Below are 22,037 nucleotides of genomic sequence, written 5' to 3' on the forward strand. Positions count from 1 at the left end.
ACAGTTTGACGAGACTGACAGTCTCGACAACGAGATCTGCGGGTAACCTATTCCCGCGCACTGTCACCAGCGGGAGGTGCACATGGGATCGCCACGGCCGCGGCCGGATTCCCCGTCGCCACGGGCTCGGGCCCACACGGGGCGCCGCCGCAACGAGGCCACGCACCGGGCTATTCTGGACGCCGCGCTGGCACAGCTCGCCGCCTCCGACGGGCAGCCGGTCACCGTCGATTCGATCGCGGCCGCGGCCGGGGTCGGTAAGCAGACCATCTACCGCTGGTGGCCTTCGAAGGGTGCGGTACTGCTGGAGGCCCTGCTCGACCGCGCCCGCCAGGACGTACCCGCACCCGACACCGGCTCGGTACGCGCCGATCTACTGAGCGTTGTCGAATCCACTTTCACCGGCGCTCAACAGGATTCGACCCAGCCCGCGCTGCGCGCACTGGTTCGCGAAGCCGCACACGACGCGCACCTGGCCGAACTGCTGCGGACCTTCACCGCTACCCGGCGGGCTGCCGTGCGCGGCATCCTCGAACACGGCATCGCACGCGGCGAGCTGCCCGCCGACACGGAGACGGACCTGCTCGTGGACCTGATCTACGGACTGTTCTGGTATCGCTTCCTGCTCGGTCACGCACCGCTGGACACCACCACCGCGGTCCGGCTCGTCGACACCCTGCTGCCCCCCACCGACGTACACCGTTGACCCTTCGCACGCGGCCGCGGACGAGGCAGCGGCTCCGTGCGCACGGCTCGGCAACCGTGCGGGAAGGCATGTTTCACGACGACTCGGAGTCCGCGACTCCCCGTCGGCGCTCGAACGGCCGGACAGGAAGCGGGCCCACACCGGAGATCCGGTGCGGGCCCGCGCTCGTCGGCGATCAGCCGTTGCCGTTCAGGCCGGCGCGCACTCCTTCTTCGATGCGCTTGCCGATCTCGGGGTCCACGTTCTTCCAGTATTCGAACACCCGGCTCAGCACCGGCTCCCGCACGCCGCCGAGGACATGGCCGACGACATTGCTCACGAGCCGCTCCCGCTGCCCGTCGTCGAAAACCTCACGTACCAGGGTCCCCGGCTGCGCCCAGTCGCTGTCCTCGGCGTGCTCGATATAGCCGGCGCGGACCTGTTCGGGCTCGAAACTCCAGGCCGCCTCCTCCGGGGCCAGCGCCGCATCGGCATGCGGGCCACCGTACGAATTCGGGGCGTACACCGGAACATCGGGCGCGTTGAAGTCGTAGCGCATGGCGCCCTCCTTGGAATAGGAGTGCACCTCTGCCGCCCGCGCGCGGTTCGGCGGAAGCTGATGGTAGTTCGTGCCGATGCGATAGCGATGGGCGTCGGCATAGGCGAACACCCGGCCCAGCAGCATCTTGTCGGGTGAATAGCCGATGCCCGGCACGATCGCCGACGGCTCGAACGCCGCCTGCTCGATCTCGACGAAGTAGTTACCCGGATTGCGGTTGAGCGTCCACGTGCCGACCTCGATCAGCGGATAGTCCCGGTGCGACCAGACCTTCGTCAGGTCGAACGGATTGAAGCGGTAGCTCGCCGCCTCACCGACCGGCATCACCTGCACGTAGAGCGTCCAGCTCGGGAAGTCGCCGCGCTCGATGGCGTCCCACAGATCCTGGCGGTGGTAGTCGGGATCGGTACCGGCGAGCCGATCGGCCTCGGCCTGAGTCAGATGGTCGACGCCCTGATCGGTCTTGAAGTGGTACTTCACCCAGAACCGCTCACCGTCGGCGTTGATCCACTGATAGGTGTGTGAACCGTAGCCGTTCATATGCCGATAGGTCTTCGGCACACCACGGTCGCCCATCAGCCAGGTCACCTGGTGCGCGGATTCCGGCCGCAGTGTCCAGAAGTCCCACTGCATGTTGTGATCGCGAAGTCCGTTGCCCGGCAACCGCTTCTGCGAGCGGATGAAATCGGGGAACTTGATCGGATCCTTGATGAAGAAGACCGGCGTGTTGTTGCCGACCAGGTCGTAGTTGCCGTCGGGGGTATAGAACTTCACGGCGAATCCGCGTGGATCGCGCCAGGTATCCGGGCTGCCCTGCTCACCCGCGACCGTCGAGAACCGCACCAGCGATTCGGTCCGCGCACCCGGCTGGAACAGCGCCGCCTTGGTGTAGTGGCTCACATCGCCGGTGACCACGAGCTCACCGTAGGCTCCGGCACCCTTGGCGTGCACGATGCGCTCGGGCACCCGCTCCCGGTTGAACTGCGCGAGCTTCTCGATCAGGTAGTGGTCGTGCAGCAGAATCGGACCCTCGGTACCGGCGGTCAGCGATTCGTTGTCGCTGGGCACCGGGGTACCGGTATTGGTGGTTGTCGGCTTGGCGAGCGACTCGGCCATGGAGACCTCCTCTAGTTTGCGGGCATCCGTCATCGGGATGGTGCGTCGGCGGCGCGACGACAATTCGGGCACAGCCCCCAGAACACGACCTCGGCCTCATCGACCGTGAATCCGTGGGTATCGGACGGGTCGAGGCAGGGAGCGCGGCCCACGGCACAGTCCACATCCACGACCGTGCCGCATTTCCTGCACACCAGGTGGTGGTGGTTGTCGGCGATACGCGTCTCGTACCGCGCCGCCGATCCCGCCGGTTCGATCCGGCGCAACAGCCCGGCGTCCACACAGGCGCGCAACACGTCGTAGACGGCCTGCGTCGACACCGAACCCAATTGCTCCCGGACCACGGCGGCCACCCGATCGGCATCCGAATGCGGTTGGGCTGACACCGCATCCAGCACCGCGACCCGCGGTCGAGTAACCCGCAGGCCGACCGCGCGCAACCTCTCGCGCGGATCGAAACCACCGGTGTGCATAAGCCCAGTCTGCCCATTTTCTGGAATAAGTCAAGAAAAGACCCATAGGAATGTTTTGAGGGTCATGGACCGTCCACGGCGACGCGGCACCGACTTGGTCCGTTGTCCAGATCACAGTCCGCTCGTGAAATAGATCGGGGTACCCACAGGTTGATACCGATTGCCGACGCCGGGACAGCCCCGGGCCGCACCCCTTGTCGCTTCGAGCGACCACTCGCCGAGAGGCGCTTGTCGGGCGTCGGCACCCGAGCGGCGGAGCCGGCGTGGCATCCGTTCCACTCGACGCAGTAGTGCCGCGTATCGACGCCGCCAGGCCCCCGCCCGGCGGCGTCGATCACTTCCCACCCCCGCCCTCGCGCGCCGATTCCGATTTGGTTGCGGGCAGCCGAGTCTCGAGCCCGCACCCGGATGCCGGAGGTTAACCTCGGCTCATGGGACGCCTACTCGGCTGGGTGATCGGGGTACTGGTAACGGTTGTGGTCGGTGGCGCCTGCGCCGCGTCGCCCCAAGCCCGCGCGGAGGGAGAACTCGACTGCGCGGTCACCTCCGACCGCGGATTCGCCTCCGCCACACCCGAGTCGGTGGGTGTGGACTCCACCCGGCTGGCATCGGCCCTGCAATTCGCCGCCGAGCGGAATCGACTGAACGTCAAGATCTTTCGAAACAACTGCCTGATCGGATCCGGTCCGACCAACGCCGCCACCGGCACGGTGCCGTGGAACGTCTGGAGTGTCACCAAGAGCATCGTGTCGCTGGTCGCCGGAATCGCCTGGGATCGGGGTGAACTCGATCTCGACGCACCGATCGGCCGCTATCTTCCCCCCGGGGTCGGCGACGACGCCCACCGCGCGATCACCGTTCACGATCTCCTCACCGAGACCTCGGGGCTGCGGGTCGGGGTGATCAACGAAGGGGTGTCCGGTGTCATCCCGATCGATCCGAACAGCGCGGTCCAGGCCCTGGGGGTGCCGTTCGACAATCCGCCGGGCACGCGGTTCTCCTACAGCCAGCGCAATGTCGATCTGCTGTCCTACGTCGTGGAACTGGCGGTCGGCGAACCACTGCAGATCTTCGCGCAGCGAGAGTTGTTCGCTCCCTTGGGGATCGCCCGCGGCGACTACTACTGGGCCCGCGATCGCTCCGGCCACACCTACGGCTACGCCCATCTGCTGATTCCTCCGGATGACCTGGCCAAACTCGCCCTGCTGGTGGGCAACGGCGGGCAGTGGAACGGACAGCGGGTGATCTCATCGGACTACCTGAACCAGGCCCGGCAGCCGAGCCCCACCCACACCTGTTACGGCTACCTGTTCTGGGTGCGGCCCGGCTGCATCGAGATGCCGTCGTTCCTGCCCGCGGACGTCTTCGCGATGTCGGGAATGGGGCTGCAGAACGCCTTCTTCATTCCCAGCCTGCGACTGACCGTGGTCTGGACCGGGGTGTTCGGCAATCGCAGCGCGGGCGGGCCCACCGGCATCCTGCAGAATCCGACCGAGTTGACCTGGGAATTCTTCCGCCGGCTCTTGGCGGCCTTCGAGCAGCCGCCGATCACGGATCCCGGCCCGTACACCGAACCGCCGGTGACGCTGGACCCCCGCACCTACTTCGATCCGGATATCACGCTGGCCCTGTTCGGCATCGGCCCCGACACCTATCACGGCTGTAATGTGCTGTCCTGCTTGAATATCGCGCTGGCGCCACCGTTCTCCGACGCGCCGGCCGGCTGCCTGCTGCTGGCCTGCGTGGGTCCCGATCCCCGCACGCCGGGCATCCGCTGAACGGCACGCCCGCGGTCAGTCGCGCAGGCCCGCCACCCGCGCGGTATCCATGTAGTCGCGGAAGAGAGTGACCTCACCGTCGCGCACATGCACCCTGTTGACCGAGGTATGCACTCGGGCTCGGCTGCCGGCGACGGTCATGTCCACATCGTTCTCCACGAACAACACATCGGGGTCGGCCGTTTCGTAGACCGTGGGATAGATCCCGTGGATCTCGACTCCCGACAGGCCCGACCACCGCTGCGCCAGATGCTCGCGAACCGCCTCCCGGCCCTGGATTCGTTGCGGCATACCGGGAATCGGGAACGGGATCTCGAACACCACATCCGCGGACAGGTGCGCCACGAAGGTATCGGCATCACGGGAGGACAGGGTCGAGAACAGCTGCTCGACGATGTCGCGCGGACTGCGTACCGAAGGGGAAACCATGATGTACTCCTCGAAGACAGAAGCGGAACGTATGCCCCGTTTATAATCCGGAACGTGCGCCCCGTTTGTCAACGGTTACCGGGTAGAATCTCGCTGTGGCGGAGAATCAGACAGCCGAACCGGCGGCCGAACCGCGCCGCGCCCTGCGTGCCGACGCTCGCCGGAACCGCGAGCGGGTATTGGCGGCGGCACGCGAAGCCTTTGCCGCCGAAGGGATCTCGGTGCCGCTGGATGAGATCGCACGGCGTGCGAGGGTCGGGCCCGGCACCGTCTACCGTCACTTCCCCACCAAGGAAGCGTTGTTCCAGGCCGCCATCGTCGACAACATCGAGCGAATGATCGAGTACGCGCGCGGACTCGAGGCCGCCGACGATCCCGGCGCGGCCTTCTTCGAACTACTCGATCACATGGTCGGCCAGGGCGCCGTCAAGCGCGATCTCGCCGATGCGCTCGGCGGTCACCAGATGGCCGAGATCACCGGGCCCACAAAGGAATTCCAGGCGGTGACGGCTCGGGTACTGGAACGCGCCCAGGGTTCCGGGGCGGTACGCGCGGATATCGACATCGACGATCTGATGCGAATACTCAAGGGCACCTTCACCGTTACCCACACCGCGACCGAAGATCAGCGCGCGCGAGCATTCGCCGTGGTCTTCGACGGACTGCGCGGGCGCTGACCCGGCCGGGGATCACAGGCGCACGGACACGGAATGGGCCGCCCGTTGTCCGGACGGCCCATTCCGAATCGAATACTCAGCGCTGCGCGAGCAGCACTTCCGCGATCTGAATCGTGTTGAGCGCGGCGCCCTTCCGCAGGTTGTCACCCGAGATGAACAGCGCCAGCCCGCGCCCCTCCGGCGCGCCCGGATCCTGGCGGATGCGGCCGACGAGCGATTCGTCGCCACCGGCGGCCTGCAGCGGAGTCGGGACATCGACCAGTTTCACCCCCGGAGCGGCCGCGAGCAGTTCTTGCGCACGGGCCACCGAGAGCGGGCGATCGAATTCGGCATTGATCGACAACGAATGCCCGGTGAAAACCGGGACCCGCACGCAGGTGCCGCTCACCAGCAGCTCCGGCAGGCCGAGGATCTTGCGGCTCTCGTTGCGCAGCTTCTGATCCTCGTCCGTCTCACCGGAGCCGTCGTCGACGATCGCCCCCGCCATCGGCAGCACGTTGAAGGCGATGGGCGCGACGTACTTGTTCGGCGCGGGGAACCGCACGGCGCTGCCGTCGTGGGTCAGTTTCTCGGCCTCGTCGATCACCGCGCGCGCCTGGGAGGCGAGTTCCTCGACCCCGGCCAGTCCGCTTCCGGAGACGGCCTGGTAGCTGGAGACGATCAGCCGGGACAGGCCGGCCTCGTCGTGCAGCGGCTTCAGCACCGGCATAGCGGCCATGGTGGTGCAGTTGGGGTTGGCGATGATGCCCTTGACCAGGTTCCTGGTCTGTTCGGGATTCACCTCGCTGACCACCAGGGGCACCTCGGGGTCCTTGCGCCAGGCCGAGGAGTTGTCGATGACCGTCACTCCGGCGGCGGCGAAACGCGGGGCCTGTACCCGGGACATGGTCGCGCCGGCGGAGAACAGGGCGATATCCAGCCCGCTCGGGTCCGCGGTCTCGGTGTCCTCGACCACGACCTCACCGCCGCGCCACGGCAGCTTCTTGCCTGCCGACCGCGAGGAGGCGAAGAACCGCACCTCGTCGGCGGGAAAGTTACGTTCTTCCAGCAGTTTCCGCATGACGGCGCCGACCTGACCGGTCGCGCCGACCACACCTACCCGAACACCCATCGGTTACCGCCCCGTTCCGGCGTGCACGACCGCGACCTCGTCACCGCCCAGATCGAAGGCCTTGTGCAGCACCTGCACGGCCCCGTCCAGTTCGGTGTCCTTGACCAGCACCGAGATACGGATCTCGGAGGTCGAGATCAGGTCGATGTTGATACCCGCCTTGGCCAGCGCCTCACAGAAGGTGGCGGTGACGCCGGGGTGGCTCTTCATGCCCGCGCCGACCAGCGACACCTTGCCGATGTGGTCGTCGTAGAGCACCTGGGTGAAGCCGAGTTCGCCCTGCCGTTTGGTCAGGAACTCCACCGCGCGCGGGCCGTCGGAACGGGGCAGGGTGAAGGTGATGTCGGTCTTGCCCGTCTCGACTTTGGAGATGTTCTGCAACACCATGTCGATGTTGATCTCGGCATCGGCGATGGCGCGGAACACCTTGGCCGCGTAGCCCGGCTCGTCCGGCAGGGCCACCACGGTCACCTTGGCCTCGCTGCGATCGTGCGCGACGCCGGTGAGAATTGCGTCCTCCAAGGGGATGTCCTCCATCGATCCGTAGATGTAGGTGCCCTTGCGGTCGGTATAGGACGACCGCACGTGCACCGGAACGTTGTAGCGGCGGGCATATTCGACGCAGCGCAGCATGAGCACCTTCGCGCCGGTCGCGGCCAGCTCGAGCATCTCCTCGAAACTCACCTGATCCAGCTTCTGCGCATCCGGCACGATGCGCGGATCGGCGGTGAACACGCCGTCGACATCGGTGTAGATCTCGCAGACGTCGGCCTCGAGCGCGGCGGCGAGCGCTACCGCGGTGGTATCGGAACCGCCGCGGCCCAGCGTGGTGATGTCGCGGCTGTCCTGCGATACGCCCTGGAAGCCCGCGACCAGCACGATCATGCCCTCATCGAGAGCCTCGCGGACCCGGGAGGGGGTGACGTCGATGATGCGGGCATTGCCGTGGGTGCCGGTGGTGATGACCCCGGCTTGGGATCCGGTGAACGAACGAGCCTCGGCGCCCAACGAATGAATTGCCATGGCCACCAACGCGTTCGACATACGCTCACCGGAGGTCAGCAACATGTCGAGCTCACGAGCCGGCGGCGAGGGCGCCACCTGCTGGGCCAGATCCAGCAATTCGTCGGTGGTGTCACCCATCGCCGAGCACACGACCACGACATCGTGGCCCTGCTTCTTCGTCTCCACGATCCGCTCAGCGACGCGCCGGATTCGCTCGGCAGACTCGAGCGACGATCCTCCGTACTTCTGAACGACGAGAGCCACAGTGGGGTCCTCCAAGATCGACTAGCTGCTGTTACCAGGCACCAAGAGTACCGACCGGAGTCCACCGACAGGAGGCCTACCTCCGCTCGAGCCGAATCGATCACTCCGCCGCACGGCCCGGCCACGGCGCTCGGACCAGCGACGATCGGTGTCGTCGTGGCTTTCGGGCGCGGGATCGCCGTTGTGGCGCAGCACGATCCGCCGCATATTTTCGAATAACCGTGCCGACCTCGCCGAATACCGGCGTCGACAGGCAGCGAAGCGGCGGAATACCGCGGGGATGTGAGTAATCACACGGGCGTCGCTGCGCAACCGGCACGGCAGGAGATCGGATCGGGAAACTCGACCGCCGGGTTCGCCCCTATCCACAATCCCGAGGGAGCACGATGGGCCCATGAAGAGCATCGAGATCGAGCTGAGCACCGGCGACCGCGAGGTGGTGCACGATCTGACCCCGCAATGCACCATGTTCCTGCGGGAGAACGCCGACGGCGGGGACGGGCTCCTGCACATCTTCGTCCCGCACGCCACCGCCGGCGTCGCATTGATCGAGCTGGGCGCCGGCAGTGACGACGACCTGCTGTCCGCGCTGCGCGATCTGCTTCCCGCCGACGATCGCTGGCGCCACGCCCACGGCTCCCACGGGCACGGCCGCTCCCATGTGATGCCGGCCCTGATCGCGCCCTATGCCACCGTGCCGGTGCTGAACGGCGAGCTGACCCTGGGCACCTGGCAGTCGGTGGCCTTCGTCGACCTCAACGTCGACAACCCGATCCGCCGGGTACGCCTCTCTTTCCTCCGCGAGTCCAGTTGACCTTCGTCGCCGCGTGCGGCGGACGGTTCGGGTAATGGCGCCGAACGGCCTTGTCCACAGTGCTCTTTCGCATATCTACCTCCGCGTGGTTGTCGAATGGCAACGGTTCGAGGTCAGGCCCGCTCGAACCAGGTGACCTGGGCGCCGTTGCTGAATTCCCGCCGCTGAACCGGCCGGAAGGCAGCCGGCGAGAAATTGCCGGACAGCGCCGAGATCCCGGCGCCGGCCAGCACCGGATAGCTCTTGATGATCAGCTCGTCGATCTCCTCGATCAGCGCGCCCGCGAGTGTGCCGCCGCCGCACAACCAGATATCCCTGCCGTCCTGCTGCTTCAACTTCCGCACCAGCGCGACCGGATCGTCCGAGACGATCTCGACGTTCGGGTCGTCGACCGGTTCCAGGGTGCTCGACACGATGTATTGCTTCAGATGGGCATATGGACTCGGCACCCCGATCTGCAGGGCGGGCTCGTAGGTGCCGCGCCCCATGATCACCGTGTCCCACTCCCTGTTCGGTGTATCCACAGCCATCCCGAAATGCGGACGGATGTGAGTGGGGACCACCTCCGGATACCGCGCGTTCATCGCCTCCGTCATGTCGTCGGCCAGCGGATAGAACTCGACCTCGGCGCCAGGTCCGGCGATGTAGCCGTCCAGGGACACCCCGACGTAATAGACGAGCTTTCGCATCTTCAGAACCACCCAACCTGTTGTACTCTGCTTGAAGTGGTTTCAACGTAGTACTACAAACGGAGTGGTGTCAAGACAATGCGGACAAATCCAGAGCGACGGCAGGTCATGCTCGACGCGGCGATCGAAGTACTGGCACGTGAGGGCGCCCGGGGGCTGACCTTCCGCGCGGTCGACAAGCAGGCCGAAGTGCCGGCGGGGACGGCATCGAACTACTTCGCCAACCGAGACGACCTGCTGACCCAGGTCGGCAGCCGGTTCTACGAGCGGCTCACCCCCGACGCCCCCACCCTCGCCGAACTCATGGACGGCCCGCGCACTCGCGCGGGGGTGACCGAACTGCTCTCCGGAACGGTCGACCGCATCACGGCCTTCCGCACCGGCTATCTGGCGCAGCTGGAATTGCGCCTGGAGGCGACCCGCAGGCCGGAGTTGCAGCGCATGCTCACCGAACGCGTCCGCGCCGATATCGACTTCAACATCCGCAACCATCTCGAATCCGGCCAGCCCGGCGACGCGGATTCGGTGCTACTGCTCTATCTGGCACTGAATTGGCTCATCGTCGAGCGGCTCACACTGCCGGACGTCTTCACCGAGGATCAGGCCCGCGAACTGATTCGGCTGGCCGTCGAACGAGCGATTCCGGCCGACGGACAGTGAATGCCACCGCCTTGTGATGAGCATCACATCGGTCGATAATGGCGGACATGCAGGCTCAGGTCGGCGATCACATCCGCGTGCACAGCAATGCCGTGGGGATGCCCGAGCGCACCGGCGAGATACTCGAGGCGCGCGGCACTGATGGCACCCCGCCCTACATGGTCCGGTTCGAGGACGGACACGAGAGTCTGGTGTTCCCCGGACCCGACTGCGAGGTCCTCCACCACCGGTAACCGTGACGGCGCGCAACGTCAAGCCCCCTTTCCCAGCCGGGGGCAGACTGGCCGCGCGCCGATCGCGGGCCCCCCGCGAACGCCGGGCGAATCCCGGCCGCACCCCCGGGCGGCCGCCCGCGCGATACCGCCCCCGTCCGCGACTGCAAACATCGGGCCCGCTCCCGAGTGGAATCAAACTGGTCGGTCTCCGTTACCGCGGAACAGACCATACGGTTGACGACCGGCTGTGACGCTGTAGACAATCTTCCGAAGAAGTACGGGGGGTGGAGGGCCAAACATGCGCACGAAGACCGACCACCGATTCATCATCGACGTCGAACCCGACCAGGTTCTGGAAGCCTTGCTAGCCGTCGACCGGATCCCGGAATGGTCCCCTGCGCATCGTGATGTGCGCGTGGCCACCCGCGACGAATTCGATCGCCCCCGGCGTGTGTACGCCACGGTGACGACATTGAACAATTCCGATCGCCAAGTCCTCGAATACACCTGTACGCCCGCGCGCATCGCGTGGGAGGTGGTGGAGAGCGCCGCCGGCGGCGGCGGCAAGGGCTGGTTCGATATCGAGGAGACCGAAGACGGCACCGAGGTCTGGTACCACTCCGAGGTGTACCTGCCCATCCCGGTACCGGGCGTGCTGCTGAAGCGCACCCTTTCCCGGGCCAATGACGAGGCCGTACACAACCTCATCGAATACATCGAGAAGTTCCCCTTCGCCGAGAACTACGAGGTGGGCTGAGCGCCGGACCGCCGAATCCGGCGAACCGCCCGCTGACCTGTCACGATGTGCGGATGACCGGTGTCAGACGCACGCGCATTCAGGTGGTCACCGAGAACGCCTCGGTGACGCAGCTGGAACTGTTCTTCGACCTCGTTCTGGTCTTCGCGTTCACCCAGGTGACCGATCTGGCCGCGCACGAGGTCACCGCGCTCAACCTGGTGCGGGCGCTACTGGTGCTCGCGGTGATGTGGTGGGTGTGGATCGCCTACGCCTGGCTGGGCAATGTGGTGAAGGCCGACGAAGGAATCGCCCGGGTCGCGCTGTTCATCGCGATGGGCGCGGGGCTCATTGTCGCCGAGGTGATTCCCGAGGCCTTCCACGATATGCCCGGCGGCTGGTACGGACCGTTGGTCTTCGCCATCGGCTATCTGGTGATCCGGCTGGTTCATCTGGCGATGTTCTGGCTGGCCAGCACCGAGGACCGGCAGCTGCGAGGCCAGGTCGGCCGGTGGGCGGCGGGATCGATCACCATCGGCACCACCCTGTTGATCGTCGCCGCGATCGAACACGGGACCGTGCAGATCGTGCTGTGGTTCGCGGCCGTCGCCGGCGATATGGCGTGGACCTTCTTCGCCGGTAACGACTGGCGGCTGAATTCGGCCTCGCATTTCGCCGAGCGGCACGGGCTGATCGTGATCGTCGCCCTCGGCGAATCGATCGTCTCGATCGGCGTCGGAGTGGCCGGACTGCCCATCTCCTGGTCGATCACCGTGGGTTCGCTCCTGGCGCTGACGGTTTCGGGCCTGTTGTGGTGGGCGTACTTCGATGTCGCGGCCAGCGTGGTGGAACACGCGCTGAGCCGGGCCCGGGGCGCGCGCCGGGTGCAGATAGCCCGCACCTGCTACACCTTCTGGCACTTCCCGATGGTCGTGGGCATCGTCGCCCTGTCGCTCGGATTGAAGAAGACACTGAACTATCTGGGCGGCGCGGCCGGGCACAGCCTGCACGATCGGTTACAGGGCATTCCGTTGTACGCGCTCTACGGCGGCGTGGTGTTGTACCTGCTCGCCCTGGTCGGCTTCCGCCACTACGCGACCGCGGTGGTGCTGTGGCCCCGGGTGCTCACCGCCGCCGTACTGATCGCGCTGGTGCCACTGGCCGCCCAGCTCCCGGCGATGGCCGCGCTCGGCATACTGTGCGCGGTACTGGCGGCGCTGATCTGCTGGGAGACACTGCGTTACGCACAACCGCGCGACGCCGCCCGGCACGGCGATGCTCACCGGCCCGGTGCGGAATCACCGGATGCGCGCAGTAGTTTGTGATCCACCGTCTCCGGCACGTCCGCACCGTCGCGCACGGCCTCACGCATCTGATTGATGTTCTCCCGCAACACATCTCCGACCAGCTCATCGGTGCGCGGGTCGGCGAGCACCTGGAAGACGATCCGGAAACTGGTATCGGCGATGGCCCGGATGATCTCGTCGTGGAACGGCACATAGCGCACCCGGCCCGCCGCCGGATCGTTCTTGATCAGGTCCAGGATCATCGCATCGAGCTCATCCCGATTCTCCTCGAGCGCGGCGGCGATGTTGCTGGTGTACCGACCGCGGCGCAGCACGTCGGCGACCTCCTCCAGCACCGCCATGGTGACCGGACGCTTCACCGCCTCCACGATCACCCCCACCGAACGGTTGACGACCGCCGCGGTGACCCGATCACCGAACGCCCGGTCGGCGACCCGGGCCAGCCGGACCAGGATCACCACGATCCGCAGCAATCGGAAACCGCGGAATATCGGACTGGTCACCGGGATCATGCCCAGCACCTCGTACCAGTACACGAACGGGAAGGTCCACGACCAGTCCGCGCGCCGCCAGCGCCACAGGAACTCGGCCGCGAAGATCGCACAGACCGAATAGTCGATCGCCACGATCACGTGATACGTGTGCCCCGAGACCGGGAAGAACGTGATCCAGGCGACCAGTACCACCGAGACGACCGCCAGCGCCAGCATCACCAGATCGGTCCACAACGCGGGCGGCTTACGCGGGTACGAGTACTGCGGCACGAACGGTCCCTTCCACATCGAACGGATACCCGCAGAGAGTAACGGCACCGCGGCCTCCGGGAAGCCGCCGCGAAGGTCGCACCCGTGTGAAATCAGTGACCGGAGCGGATGATCGCCTCGAGATTGCGCTCGGCCACCGCGGTGATGGTCAGCGACGGATTGACCGCACCGGTGCTGCCGGGGATCGCCGCACCGTCCACGACGTACAGGCCCGGATATCCGGATACCCGGCCGTAGTTGTCGGTGGCCCGCCCGAGTACCGCGCCGCCCAGCGGATGCGCGGTGAACGGAGCGTTCGCGTCGTAGCCGATCGGCCCGTAGTCGACGAGGGCGCCCGCACGCTCACCGATACGCCGGTCGACCGTGCGGCAGGCGGCCACGATCGCGTCCTGCGCCCGACGCGGCCAGTTCAGGGCGGCGGCATCACGCCCGGCGTCGTAGGTGATCGTGGCCCGCGTCGGGTCGATCACGAGCCCGAGCGAGGCCAGCCCTCCGGTCTCCACGGGAATGCCCGGGATGTACCAGCTCTCCAGGCTCAACGGCATCTCCGAATCGTCGAAGATCCGGCCGGCACTGGGCACACCCTGTCCCAACCCGGCCAACCGGCTCGCGCTGCGAGCCAGCACCACATCACCGTTGGTACCCCAGCCGGCGCCCACGTGTTCGTTGAGATTCGGCAGCGCACCGGTGTCCCGCGCGCGGACCAGCAGTTCGGTGGTGCCGATGGATCCGGCGCCGAGGAAGAGCTTGTCGCAGGTCAGCGTGCGGACGGCGAGTATCGCGCCGGTCGGATCGAGTTTGCTGATCCGCACCACATACCGGTTGCCGTCGCGGCCGATGCTGTCCACCCGGTGGCCCGGGAAAACCTTCGACCGGCCGGAGTCCTGGGCGTACTTCAGATAGTTCTGGTTCAGATCGAACTTCGCGCCGTTGGAGTTGCCCAGATTGCTGCGGGCCGCGGTGGCCGACGCGCGGGTCCGGCCGGCCAATTCGGCGCGCAGGACGTCCCAATTGAAGATCGAATCGCTGAACTGCGGCTGATATCCGGCCTTGCGGACCTGAGCGTCCCACATCCGCGAGTGGGTGAACGGCTCGGAATTGTAGATATCGGCCGGCATCGGTGACAGCCGCAACATCTGCCGCACCCGCGGATAGTAGATCCGGTCGAGTTCACCGTAATCGACTGTGCCTGCGAAGATTTCGTCGAAATGCCGTTGCTGGGGGGCGATCATGCAGCCGGTGAAGACCACCGAGCCGCCGCCGACCGCCGCGCCGCGCCACACATCGATACCGCCGAACGGTGTGACGTCGAGGACACCGCCGAAGTCGGCGAATTCCATCGGGACCTTGGTGACGCCGGTGAAACTCGTACGGTGCCAGAAACCCCGGCCGTCGGGTAGATCATCACCGGTGAAGATCTCCCGCTGCGGATCGTTCGGCCACCGTGAGCCGCGTTCCAGCACCGTATTCGAGATCCCCGCCTCGGCCAGCCGCAGGGCCGCGACCGCCGCGCCGAATCCGGACCCGACGACGATCGCCTCGGTGTGCTCCGGCGGATCGGGAAGTGGCGCGAAGATCTCGGGAACCCAGCCGCGGAACAACTCGTTCCACAACGGATCCGCTGCGGCCGGGCCGACACCACGCAATGCGCCCGCGACGCCCAGCACTGCTGCCGCACCGGCGGCCTGTAGAAAGCCGCGTCTGTGCACCGGCCACCTCCCTCATCACGCATGGCCGCGCGCGAGATTACCGCCGAATGGCAGTTGTCTCAACAGGATCGGCGGCAGCGGGAGGCGCCATTACATATCGAACAGCTATATCAACTGTTCAGCGAGGGTCCCCGGATTCAGGCGTGCCCGCGCACGCGTTCAGGCACGTAGACGCTCGCGGCGCAGCCGATCGACCTCGGGCAGGTCCAACGGCTCGAGTTCGCCGACACCGAGCGCCCGCGCCAGCAGGTAATCGGCCAGTTCCGGGTTGCGGGCCAGGGCCGGACCGTGCATGTAGGTGCCGATCACCGAGCCCTGAACCACACCCTCGAGACCGTCGCCCACCCCGTTGCCGACTCCCTTGGTGACCCGGCCCAGACCGGTGGCGTCCGGTCCGAGAGTCGTTCCGCCCCGGTGATTCTCGAATCCGGTGAGCGGCTGGCTCAACCCGGTCAGCACCGGCGTGGTCGCCACCTCCCCGATGGCGCGCACCCGCTGCGGCGTGGTGGTCACATCGAAGAGCCCGACACCGTCGACGCGCTCCCCGGCGGAGGTCTGATACCAGTTGCCGAGGACCTGGATGGCCGCGCAGATCGCCAGTACCGGAACACCTTTCGCGGCCGCGCGCTGCAGGCCGGGATACTGCCGCACATGCCGGGTCGCCAGCCGCTGTGCGGAGTCCTCGGCACCGCCGAGGGTGTACAGGTCCAGTGATTCGGGGACCGGATCGTTCAGCGTGATCTCCACGATCTCGGCGTCGATACCGCGCATGCGCAGCCGTTGCCGCAGCACCAGCGCGTTACCGCCGTCGCCGTAGGTGCCCATCACATCGGGCAGCACCAGCCCGATCCGTACCGTCGACTCGCTCATCGATGATTCCGTCCTCATCCCCGGGCATCCAGATCGCGGTTCAAATCCCGGAAGGCGGTGTAGTTCGCCAGCACCTCGACCTGACCGGGCGGACAGGAAGCGATGGCGCGCAACGGATTCGGCACCGTGGTGTGATCGACTCCGGCATAGGTCAGACGCACGCCCAGATCGGTGGCGCGTTCACCCGCGGCGACGACCTGGGTGCCCTCGAAGTGTTCGAAACGCACATCCCACAGCCACGACAGATCCTCACCGTCGGGCACCTGACCGTTCACCGCGATCACCAAACCCGTTGCGGCCGGGTCGATCATCGACAGCGCCTCCTGCCAGCCGGCCGGATTCTTGGCCAGCAGCAGTCGTGCGGAATGCTCGCCCACCTGGACGGTGCGGTAACGACCGGCGATCTCGCGGACCGTGCCGGTGGCCTGCGCCGCGGTCTCCGCCTGCGCGCCCAGCGCCACCGCGGCAGCCACCGCCTGAGCTGCGTTACCGCGATTCGCACGCCCCGGAAGGGCAAGGCGCAGAGGTAATTTCAGTCCATCCGGTCCGCACAGATAGTCCGCGTCGACCCACCACTGCGGTTCCGGACGCTCGAAATCGGCGCCGGTACTGCGCCAGTGCGCGCCCTCCCAGACGATCGGCTCACCGCTGCGCGGGCAACTGGTGGCATCGACAGCCCAGCCGCTGCCGGCCGACACCCACACCACATTCGGGTGGTCGTAGGCGATGGAGGTGATCAGCACATCGTCGCAGTTGGCGATCAGGACCGCCTCGGGATGGCGCGCCATACCCGCACGCAGTTTGCGCTCGATCATGTTGATCTCGCCGACCCGGTCCAGCTGATCGCGGCTCAGGTTCAACAGGACGACCGCGGCCGGATTCAGGGCATCGGCCACATGGGGCAGATGCAGTTCGTCGACCTCGATCGCGGCCAGCGGTGCGGTGCGGTCGACGTTGAGCGCGGCGACGATACCGGCGTCCATATTGGCGCCGTCGGCCTGGGTGACCACGCGGCCCAGTTCGGCCAGCGCCGCCGCCGCCATCCGGGTGGTGGTCGATTTGCCGTTGGTTCCGGTGACCAGCACCGTGCGCCGGTCGCGCCCCAGCTGGGTCATGATGTCCGGGGCGATCCGCAGGGCGATCAGCCCGCCGATCATCGACCCCTTACCGCGCCCGGCCTTCTGCGAGGCCCACGACGCCGTTGCCGCCGCCCGCAGCGCCAGCCGTCCGCGCATCGAGATGTCTGCCACCACGCGAGTGTATTGGTGGGGACACACCCGCGCGCGAGCGGCCGATGTGATCTGTGACAGGCGGGCTGCCGCCGGGGCCTGCGCCGGGCGGCGCCATCGCTCGGACCGGCGGCGGGCACGGCGGAGCCGGGTCAGTACAGCATTCGCCCGTAGTTCTCCGGCGAGTAATAGTCCCGCAGCTGTTCCAGTGATTCGGTGGTGTTGCGCTGGACCTCCTTCACCAGGACCGCATGGCTGGGCAGGGGATCTCGCGGCCAGCGCTCGGGACGCCACAACTCACTGCGCAGCAACGCCTTGGCACAGTGGTAGAAGATCTGCTCGACCGCGACCTCGATGGCGAGGATCGGCCGGTGCCCCTTGACCACCATGTCGTCGAAATAGGGCGCATCGCGCAGCAACCGCGCGCGACCGTTGATCCGCAACGTCTCGTTGCGTCCGGGAATGAGGAAGAGCACCCCGACGTGCGGATTCGACAGGATGTTGAAGTATCCGTCGCCCCGGCGGTTGCCCGGCCGCTCCGGGATGGCCAGGGTGAGGTCGTCGATCACGTGCACGAATCCCGCCGGATCACCCTTCGGGGAGGCATCGCAGTTCCCGTCGGCGTCGCTGGTCGCCAGGACGGCGAACGGCGCGGTCGCGATCCACTCTCGGTCGCGCTGGTGCAGTCGCGTCCGTTCCTTCGTCGCGGCGCGGGGCGTCGGCTCACCGAGCAGTTCCCGAAGTTCGGCGGCGCTGGTGATCTCGCTCATCACCCCATTGAACCCGCGATATCCGGCGCTGTCAGTCTGTTCGGTCACACCCGGCGCGCGGCGTGGGCCCGCACATCGACGGCATGCGATGCCGAACTCGTTGCGCGCCGGTGCCGTTCCCGCGGCGCCTACATCGGCACGTCGAACATGTTCGGCTGCCCGGCGGCGTAGCGCGCGCGGTCGGCCTGGCGCAGCGGCTCCAGCTCCGGCGACCGGTACAGCGTGAACAACCGGCAGCGGGCGGCATCGGAACCGGCCACGTCCAGCAGGGCGTTCACCGCGGTCCGGGCCGCCTCGCAGGCCCCCTCCATGGTCGCGAGGTCGATATGGGTGCGCACGTAATCGCCCGCCAGGAAAAGATTTTCGAGACCACCGTGCGCTTCGGGCCGAGCCGCCCACGAGCCCGCGGTATTGATGAGCAGCGGATCGGCATTGGTATTGCGCCCGCGCGCGGCGTCCCAGTCCACACCGGTATCGAGGAACCAGGACACCAGATCCGAATCCCGCAGTGCCGAACGGCCTTCCAGGTGTTTGCCGAGCTGCGCCCAGACCTCCCTGGCGATTTCGTCATGGGTGCATTCGATCGCCGGTTTGCCGTAGAGAATGCCCGGTGTGTTCCAGTCCGAGATATCGACCGACAGGCAGTCCCGGACCGAACCGTCGCCGAGTTCGGAAACCTTGGTGCGGGCCCAGAATTGATTCTGCGCGATGGAGGTCAGCGACCACGGGGAATCGACGTAGGCGGTGTGCCCGCGCGCGATCTCGGTGGGCCGGCGCAGATAGAACTGGATACCACTCATCCAGTTGACGACCAGATCGTTCATCGCCGCCAATTCCGGTCGGACCGCGAGAATTTCCGGCGTCCACAATCCGCGCGCGACCTCGACCGGCACCGCCAGGACGAAATAGTCGGCGTCCACGGACCGGTTTCCGCCCCCGCCACCGGAGATCCGAGCACCGGAGATCCGCCGATCGCGCACCTCGAGCCCGCTCAATTCGGCGGATTCGAACCGCACCCCGAGCCCGCGCAGGTGCGCCACCCACGGATCGATCCACGCCTCGTTGGTGGGGCCGTTCAACAGCCGGTCCAGCGGCCCGTCGTTACCGGTTTCCAGCGGATTGCCCAGGAACTGTTCGCCCATCGAGCCGATCGTGCGGGTGCTGGCGTGATCGTCCTTGGCCGCGACCAGCAGCGTGGTCAGCGTGCGCGACATCAGCATGCGGAATTCCTGGGAGCGGCCCCGGGCACCCACGAAATCGCGCCAGGCCACTTTCTCCCACTGGCCCATGCGCCGGTCGTCACAGCTGGTATTGAAGACCAGCAGCCGATTCGCGAAATACATCGCGTCGGTCATCGGCATCTTCATCGATGTGGAGACCACCGAGGCGACGGTTTGACGGAAATCGTCCGGGCTCGCCCACGGCTTTCCGGCCTTGCCCATCGGCACGATGGTGTCGTCGGCACCGGCACGGGAGAATCGTGCCTCGGCGGCCGGAACGAGATTGTCCCAGACGCCGTTGGCATTACCCGCGAACGGAATTCGCCGCATGGTGTCGGGAAGGTGGTGATAGAAGCCGGGGAAGAAGCGGAATCCGTGCTCGCCCGGCAGGTCGGAGCGGCCGTCGCGGCCGCTGCCCGCCACCGGAATACTGCGCGCCTTACCGCCGAGCGCCCGGCGTTCGTAGAGCGTGACCTCGAATCCGCGTTCGATCAATTCGTGTGCGGCGGTCAGACCGGCGACGCCGCCCCCGAAAATCGCGACCCGCCGACCCGGATCGGCATTCGCACGAATGGGACGCAGCATCGCGCCCGCGGTCAACACGCCCGCGCCGGCCGCCCCGCGAAGTACCGTTCTTCGCGAGACGGCCCCGTATTGTTCTGCCATCTATCGGGACCTCCACACCGCGGGTAACTGTAGGCGGTGCCGGTCGGACCCGGATCGATTGGGGTAACAATTCGGCGGAGTAGGAATTTGCCGAATCAGTACCCCTGCGGCCCCTGGTAGTGGCCCTGCTGTCCGGGATACTGCGTATGCGGCCCCGGGAACGGCGGCTGCGGCACGTGATATCCGAAATCGTCGGCGACCATGGCCGCCAATTCCAGCAACGCCCGCCGGGTGGGCTTGCTGACCAGTTCCAGATCGATCTCCGCTCCCTCGGCGAGGTGGTCGTCGAACGGCACCACCTGCACCGCGCGGGTGCGGTCGAGGAACAGTTTGCGCAGCTGATCCAGATCGACGGTCGAGGCGCCACGACGGGAGGCGTTGACCACCACCACGGTGCGTTCCACCAGCTTGCTGTAGCCGTGGTGCTCGAGCCAGTCCAGCGTGGCCGAGGCGCTGCGGGCGCCGTCGATCGCGGGTGAGGTCACCAGGATCAGCGAACTGGCCATATCCAGGACACCGGCCATGGCCGAATGCATCAGACCGGTACCGCAGTCGGTGAGAATGATGTTGTAGAACTGCTGCAGGATGCCGATCGCGCGGCGGTAGTCGGCCTCGCTGAAGGCCTCCGAGACGGCCGGATCCTGTTCGCTGGCAAGCACTTCCAGCCGACTCGGGGCCTGGGAGGTGTGCGCACGCACATCCGAGTACCGGCTGATGTGCTGATCCTCGAGCAGATTGCGCACCGTCGAACGGGTCTGGCGCGGCACGCGATGGGCCAGGGTGCCGAGGTCGGGGTTGGCGTCGATGGCGATGACGCGATCACCGCGCAGCGAGGCGAAGGTCGACCCCAAACCGACTGTGGTCGTGGTCTTTCCGACGCCGCCCTTCAGCGAGAGGATGGCGATGCGGTAATCGCCGCGCACCGGCTGGTTCACCCGGTCGACGAGTTCGCGGAACACGACATCGGCCGACGATTCGCCGGGGTTGATGGCGCCACCGGACATCTTGTGCACGGCTCGTCGCCAGCCGCTGCGGGGAGACCGCCGAGCGCGCTTGAGCAGGTTCAGGTCGTTGACCGAATGCGCCGACTGGTCGTGCTGGGACATATGTTGCGGCTGGAAGTTCGATTGCTGCGGCTGCTGATAACCCTGCAGCTGCTGCCCGGGACCACCCTGCCCCTGCCAGCCACCTTGCTGCTGCGGCGGCTGCTGCTGATACTGCTGCTGCTGATACTGCGGCTGCGGCGGCGGGGGCGCGACCGGAGGCGGCGCCCAGCTGAAGATCTGCCCGCCCGCGGGATCGGCATCGCCTACCGGCTGTTCGGGCGCGGGTGGCGGAGCGTGCGGCTCGTCGAAGACGCGGCGAACCATGCCGTCACTGCCGATCTCCTGGCGGATCTCGCCGTACGGAGTTTCCTGGCGCACCTCGCCGTAACCGCTGGGCGGTGCGAAGTCTCCGGACTCACCGGGGCCCGGCTGGAAGCCGCCCGGCGGACCGGGCTGATAGAACTCACCACTCGGCCCCTGCGGTGCGAACTGGTTCGGATCGCCGGGGAACCCGCCCTGATCGGGCTGGACCGGCGGCGGTGCGAAACCCTGCTCGCCGGGATAGCCCGGCGGGGGCGCGAATCCGTCCGGCCCCGGGCCGTGAGCGGCCCACGGCGGCTGGAAACCGTTCTGGTCGCCGGGCGGCGGGAAACCGTTGGGATCGCCGGGCGGCGGGAAACCGTTGCGGTCCTGCGGCGCGAAACCGCCGGGATCACCCTGCGGCGCAAAGCCGTTCTGGTCCGGCGGCGGGAAGCTGTTCGGATCACCCTGCGGCACAAAGCCGTTCGGATCGTGGTGCGCGAACCCGTTCTGGTCGTGCGGCGCGAAACCGCTCGGATCACCGGGCGGGGTGAACGGGCCCGAATGATCGTTCATCGGAAACGATCCCGGCGGCGCGAAACCGGGATCCGGCGGATAGGGGCCACCCGGCGGAAATGCCCCGGGCGGCGCGAAACCCCCCTGAGCAGGCGGGAACTGGCCGCCCTCGGGTCCGAACTGCGGTCCGGGCGCGAAGGTGGTCTGTTCGATGCCCTCGGGCACCGGCGGAATGATGCCGGACGCGGCGTGCTCGAACTCGCCCGCGGCCCCGTCCGCCGGGGCGCCGTTCGGATCGGAATCGAGCGCGGGCGCACTCGAATCCGCATCTGATTCGTCCTGAGAGGGCGGCGAGGTCGGATTGTCGTGTTCGGCAGCTACATCGCCGGTTTGCGCATGCAACCAAGGCGGTGAAGTGGAGTTGTCGTT

At 67.0% G+C, this 22,037-nt stretch carries 21 protein-coding genes; 8 read left to right on the top strand and 13 right to left on the bottom strand.

Annotated features, from left to right (window positions below; genetic code table 11):
* The first annotated feature begins 82 nt into the window (after positions 1-82).
* Positions 83-706 carry a TetR/AcrR family transcriptional regulator gene (locus tag LKD76_RS30575; protein WP_227984882.1) on the top strand — a complete coding sequence of 208 codons (624 nt, stop codon included), beginning with the start codon at positions 83-85 and terminating at the stop codon, positions 704-706.
* Between the two features lie 175 nt (positions 707-881).
* On the opposite strand, the gene LKD76_RS30580 is transcribed toward LKD76_RS30575, so the two are convergent.
* Positions 882-2,360 carry a catalase gene (locus tag LKD76_RS30580; protein WP_227984884.1) on the bottom strand — a complete coding sequence of 493 codons (1,479 nt, stop codon included), beginning with the start codon at positions 2,358-2,360 and terminating at the stop codon, positions 882-884.
* 29 nt (positions 2,361-2,389) lie between these two features.
* Positions 2,390-2,833: a Fur family transcriptional regulator gene (locus LKD76_RS30585; protein ID WP_227984886.1), complete on the bottom strand. Its 444-nt coding sequence runs from the start codon at positions 2,831-2,833 to the stop codon at positions 2,390-2,392.
* Between the two features lie 431 nt (positions 2,834-3,264).
* Here LKD76_RS30585 and LKD76_RS30590 point away from each other — a divergent pair, with 431 nt between their 5' ends.
* Positions 3,265-4,611, top strand: coding sequence for a serine hydrolase domain-containing protein (locus LKD76_RS30590; protein WP_227984888.1), 1,347 nt, complete (start codon positions 3,265-3,267; stop codon positions 4,609-4,611).
* A 15-nt stretch (positions 4,612-4,626) separates the two neighbouring features.
* On the opposite strand, the gene LKD76_RS30595 is transcribed toward LKD76_RS30590, so the two are convergent.
* Positions 4,627-5,040, bottom strand: coding sequence for a nuclear transport factor 2 family protein (locus LKD76_RS30595; protein ID WP_227984889.1), 414 nt, complete (start codon positions 5,038-5,040; stop codon positions 4,627-4,629).
* A gap of 95 nt (positions 5,041-5,135) precedes the next feature.
* On the opposite strand from LKD76_RS30595, the gene LKD76_RS30600 reads away from it, so the two are divergent.
* A complete protein-coding gene (locus LKD76_RS30600; protein ID WP_227984891.1) occupies positions 5,136-5,717 on the top strand; it encodes a TetR/AcrR family transcriptional regulator in 582 nt (193 codons plus the stop codon).
* A gap of 76 nt (positions 5,718-5,793) precedes the next feature.
* Here the strand turns inward: LKD76_RS30600 and LKD76_RS30605 are convergent, their stop codons facing one another.
* Positions 5,794-6,828, bottom strand: a complete 1,035-nt coding sequence (locus tag LKD76_RS30605) for an aspartate-semialdehyde dehydrogenase (RefSeq protein ID WP_227984893.1) — start codon at positions 6,826-6,828, stop codon at positions 5,794-5,796.
* A 3-nt stretch (positions 6,829-6,831) separates the two neighbouring features.
* Positions 6,832-8,097 carry an aspartate kinase gene (locus tag LKD76_RS30610; RefSeq protein ID WP_227984894.1) on the bottom strand — a complete coding sequence of 422 codons (1,266 nt, stop codon included), beginning with the start codon at positions 8,095-8,097 and terminating at the stop codon, positions 6,832-6,834.
* Positions 8,098-8,491: 394 nt separating this feature from the next.
* Here LKD76_RS30610 and LKD76_RS30615 point away from each other — a divergent pair, with 394 nt between their 5' ends.
* The gene (locus LKD76_RS30615) at positions 8,492-8,911 is read left to right on the top strand and encodes a secondary thiamine-phosphate synthase enzyme YjbQ (protein ID WP_227984895.1); all 420 of its coding nucleotides are present in this window, start codon (positions 8,492-8,494) and stop codon (positions 8,909-8,911) included.
* 113 nt (positions 8,912-9,024) lie between these two features.
* Here the strand turns inward: LKD76_RS30615 and LKD76_RS30620 are convergent, their stop codons facing one another.
* Positions 9,025-9,600 carry a dihydrofolate reductase family protein gene (locus tag LKD76_RS30620; RefSeq protein WP_227985486.1) on the bottom strand — a complete coding sequence of 192 codons (576 nt, stop codon included), beginning with the start codon at positions 9,598-9,600 and terminating at the stop codon, positions 9,025-9,027.
* A 78-nt stretch (positions 9,601-9,678) separates the two neighbouring features.
* On the opposite strand from LKD76_RS30620, the gene LKD76_RS30625 reads away from it, so the two are divergent.
* The 4 genes from LKD76_RS30625 to LKD76_RS30640 all read left to right on the top strand — a co-directional run bounded on the left by LKD76_RS30625 (position 9,679) and on the right by LKD76_RS30640 (position 12,536).
* Positions 9,679-10,260: a TetR/AcrR family transcriptional regulator gene (locus LKD76_RS30625; RefSeq protein ID WP_227984897.1), complete on the top strand. Its 582-nt coding sequence runs from the start codon at positions 9,679-9,681 to the stop codon at positions 10,258-10,260.
* Positions 10,261-10,307: 47 nt separating this feature from the next.
* Positions 10,308-10,493, top strand: coding sequence for a DUF1918 domain-containing protein (locus LKD76_RS30630; protein ID WP_227984899.1), 186 nt, complete (start codon positions 10,308-10,310; stop codon positions 10,491-10,493).
* Between the two features lie 280 nt (positions 10,494-10,773).
* The gene (locus tag LKD76_RS30635; RefSeq protein ID WP_227984901.1) at positions 10,774-11,232 is read left to right on the top strand and encodes an SRPBCC family protein; all 459 of its coding nucleotides are present in this window, start codon (positions 10,774-10,776) and stop codon (positions 11,230-11,232) included.
* Positions 11,233-11,285: 53 nt separating this feature from the next.
* On the top strand, positions 11,286-12,536 hold the full coding sequence (locus LKD76_RS30640; RefSeq protein ID WP_227984903.1) for a low temperature requirement protein A: 1,251 nt from the start codon (positions 11,286-11,288) through the stop codon (positions 12,534-12,536).
* Here LKD76_RS30640 and LKD76_RS30645 read toward each other — a convergent pair.
* The 7 genes from LKD76_RS30645 to LKD76_RS30675 form a co-directional block, all read right to left on the bottom strand.
* Positions 12,491-13,330: an ion transporter gene (locus LKD76_RS30645; protein WP_227984904.1), complete on the bottom strand. Its 840-nt coding sequence runs from the start codon at positions 13,328-13,330 to the stop codon at positions 12,491-12,493. The two genes, LKD76_RS30640 and LKD76_RS30645, sit on opposite strands and share 46 nt — an antisense overlap.
* A 44-nt stretch (positions 13,331-13,374) precedes the next feature.
* Complete coding sequence (locus LKD76_RS30650; RefSeq protein WP_227984906.1) at positions 13,375-14,991, bottom strand: GMC oxidoreductase; 1,617 nt, start codon at positions 14,989-14,991, stop codon at positions 13,375-13,377.
* A 159-nt stretch (positions 14,992-15,150) separates the two neighbouring features.
* Positions 15,151-15,861 (bottom strand): type 1 glutamine amidotransferase, encoded by a 711-nt coding sequence (locus tag LKD76_RS30655; RefSeq protein WP_227984908.1) that lies wholly within the window; start codon positions 15,859-15,861, stop codon positions 15,151-15,153.
* Positions 15,862-15,875: 14 nt separating this feature from the next.
* Positions 15,876-17,096, bottom strand: a complete 1,221-nt coding sequence (locus tag LKD76_RS30660; RefSeq protein WP_227985487.1) for a Mur ligase family protein — start codon at positions 17,094-17,096, stop codon at positions 15,876-15,878.
* A 146-nt stretch (positions 17,097-17,242) separates the two neighbouring features.
* A complete protein-coding gene (locus LKD76_RS30665; RefSeq protein WP_227984909.1) occupies positions 17,243-17,860 on the bottom strand; it encodes a pyridoxamine 5'-phosphate oxidase family protein in 618 nt (205 codons plus the stop codon).
* 128 nt (positions 17,861-17,988) lie between these two features.
* On the bottom strand, positions 17,989-19,746 hold the full coding sequence (locus LKD76_RS30670; protein WP_308188605.1) for a hydroxysqualene dehydroxylase: 1,758 nt from the start codon (positions 19,744-19,746) through the stop codon (positions 17,989-17,991).
* A 95-nt stretch (positions 19,747-19,841) separates the two neighbouring features.
* Positions 19,842-21,668, bottom strand: coding sequence for a nucleotide-binding protein (locus LKD76_RS30675; protein ID WP_255662233.1), 1,827 nt, complete (start codon positions 21,666-21,668; stop codon positions 19,842-19,844).
* Positions 21,669-22,037 lie beyond the last annotated feature (369 nt).

Source organism: Nocardia spumae, from assembly GCF_020733635.1.
Lineage (GTDB): Bacteria > Actinomycetota > Actinomycetes > Mycobacteriales > Mycobacteriaceae > Nocardia > Nocardia spumae.

Bases quoted from the DNA above. Each gene is read 5' to 3' on its own strand.
- LKD76_RS30625 (WP_227984897.1), top strand. From the start codon at position 9,679: ATGCGGACAAATCCAGAGCGACGGCAGGTCATGCTCGACGCGGCGATC.
- LKD76_RS30595 (WP_227984889.1), bottom strand. From the start codon at position 5,040: ATGGTTTCCCCTTCGGTACGCAGTCCGCGCGACATCGTCGAGCAGCTG.
- LKD76_RS30575 (WP_227984882.1), top strand. From the start codon at position 83: ATGGGATCGCCACGGCCGCGGCCGGATTCCCCGTCGCCACGGGCTCGG.
- LKD76_RS30615 (WP_227984895.1), top strand. From the start codon at position 8,492: ATGAAGAGCATCGAGATCGAGCTGAGCACCGGCGACCGCGAGGTGGTG.
- LKD76_RS30590 (WP_227984888.1), top strand. From the start codon at position 3,265: ATGGGACGCCTACTCGGCTGGGTGATCGGGGTACTGGTAACGGTTGTG.
- LKD76_RS30660 (WP_227985487.1), bottom strand. From the start codon at position 17,096: ATGCGCGGACGGCTGGCGCTGCGGGCGGCGGCAACGGCGTCGTGGGCC.
- LKD76_RS30655 (WP_227984908.1), bottom strand. From the start codon at position 15,861: ATGAGCGAGTCGACGGTACGGATCGGGCTGGTGCTGCCCGATGTGATG.
- LKD76_RS30630 (WP_227984899.1), top strand. From the start codon at position 10,308: ATGCAGGCTCAGGTCGGCGATCACATCCGCGTGCACAGCAATGCCGTG.
- LKD76_RS30580 (WP_227984884.1), bottom strand. From the start codon at position 2,360: ATGGCCGAGTCGCTCGCCAAGCCGACAACCACCAATACCGGTACCCCG.
- LKD76_RS30620 (WP_227985486.1), bottom strand. From the start codon at position 9,600: ATGCGAAAGCTCGTCTATTACGTCGGGGTGTCCCTGGACGGCTACATC.
- LKD76_RS30585 (WP_227984886.1), bottom strand. From the start codon at position 2,833: ATGCACACCGGTGGTTTCGATCCGCGCGAGAGGTTGCGCGCGGTCGGC.
- LKD76_RS30640 (WP_227984903.1), top strand. From the start codon at position 11,286: ATGACCGGTGTCAGACGCACGCGCATTCAGGTGGTCACCGAGAACGCC.
- LKD76_RS30675 (WP_255662233.1), bottom strand. From the start codon at position 21,668: ATGAACGATCATTCGGGCCCGTTCACCCCGCCCGGTGATCCGAGCGGT.
- LKD76_RS30605 (WP_227984893.1), bottom strand. From the start codon at position 6,828: ATGGGTGTTCGGGTAGGTGTGGTCGGCGCGACCGGTCAGGTCGGCGCC.
- LKD76_RS30665 (WP_227984909.1), bottom strand. From the start codon at position 17,860: ATGAGCGAGATCACCAGCGCCGCCGAACTTCGGGAACTGCTCGGTGAG.
- LKD76_RS30635 (WP_227984901.1), top strand. From the start codon at position 10,774: ATGCGCACGAAGACCGACCACCGATTCATCATCGACGTCGAACCCGAC.
- LKD76_RS30670 (WP_308188605.1), bottom strand. From the start codon at position 19,746: ATGGCAGAACAATACGGGGCCGTCTCGCGAAGAACGGTACTTCGCGGG.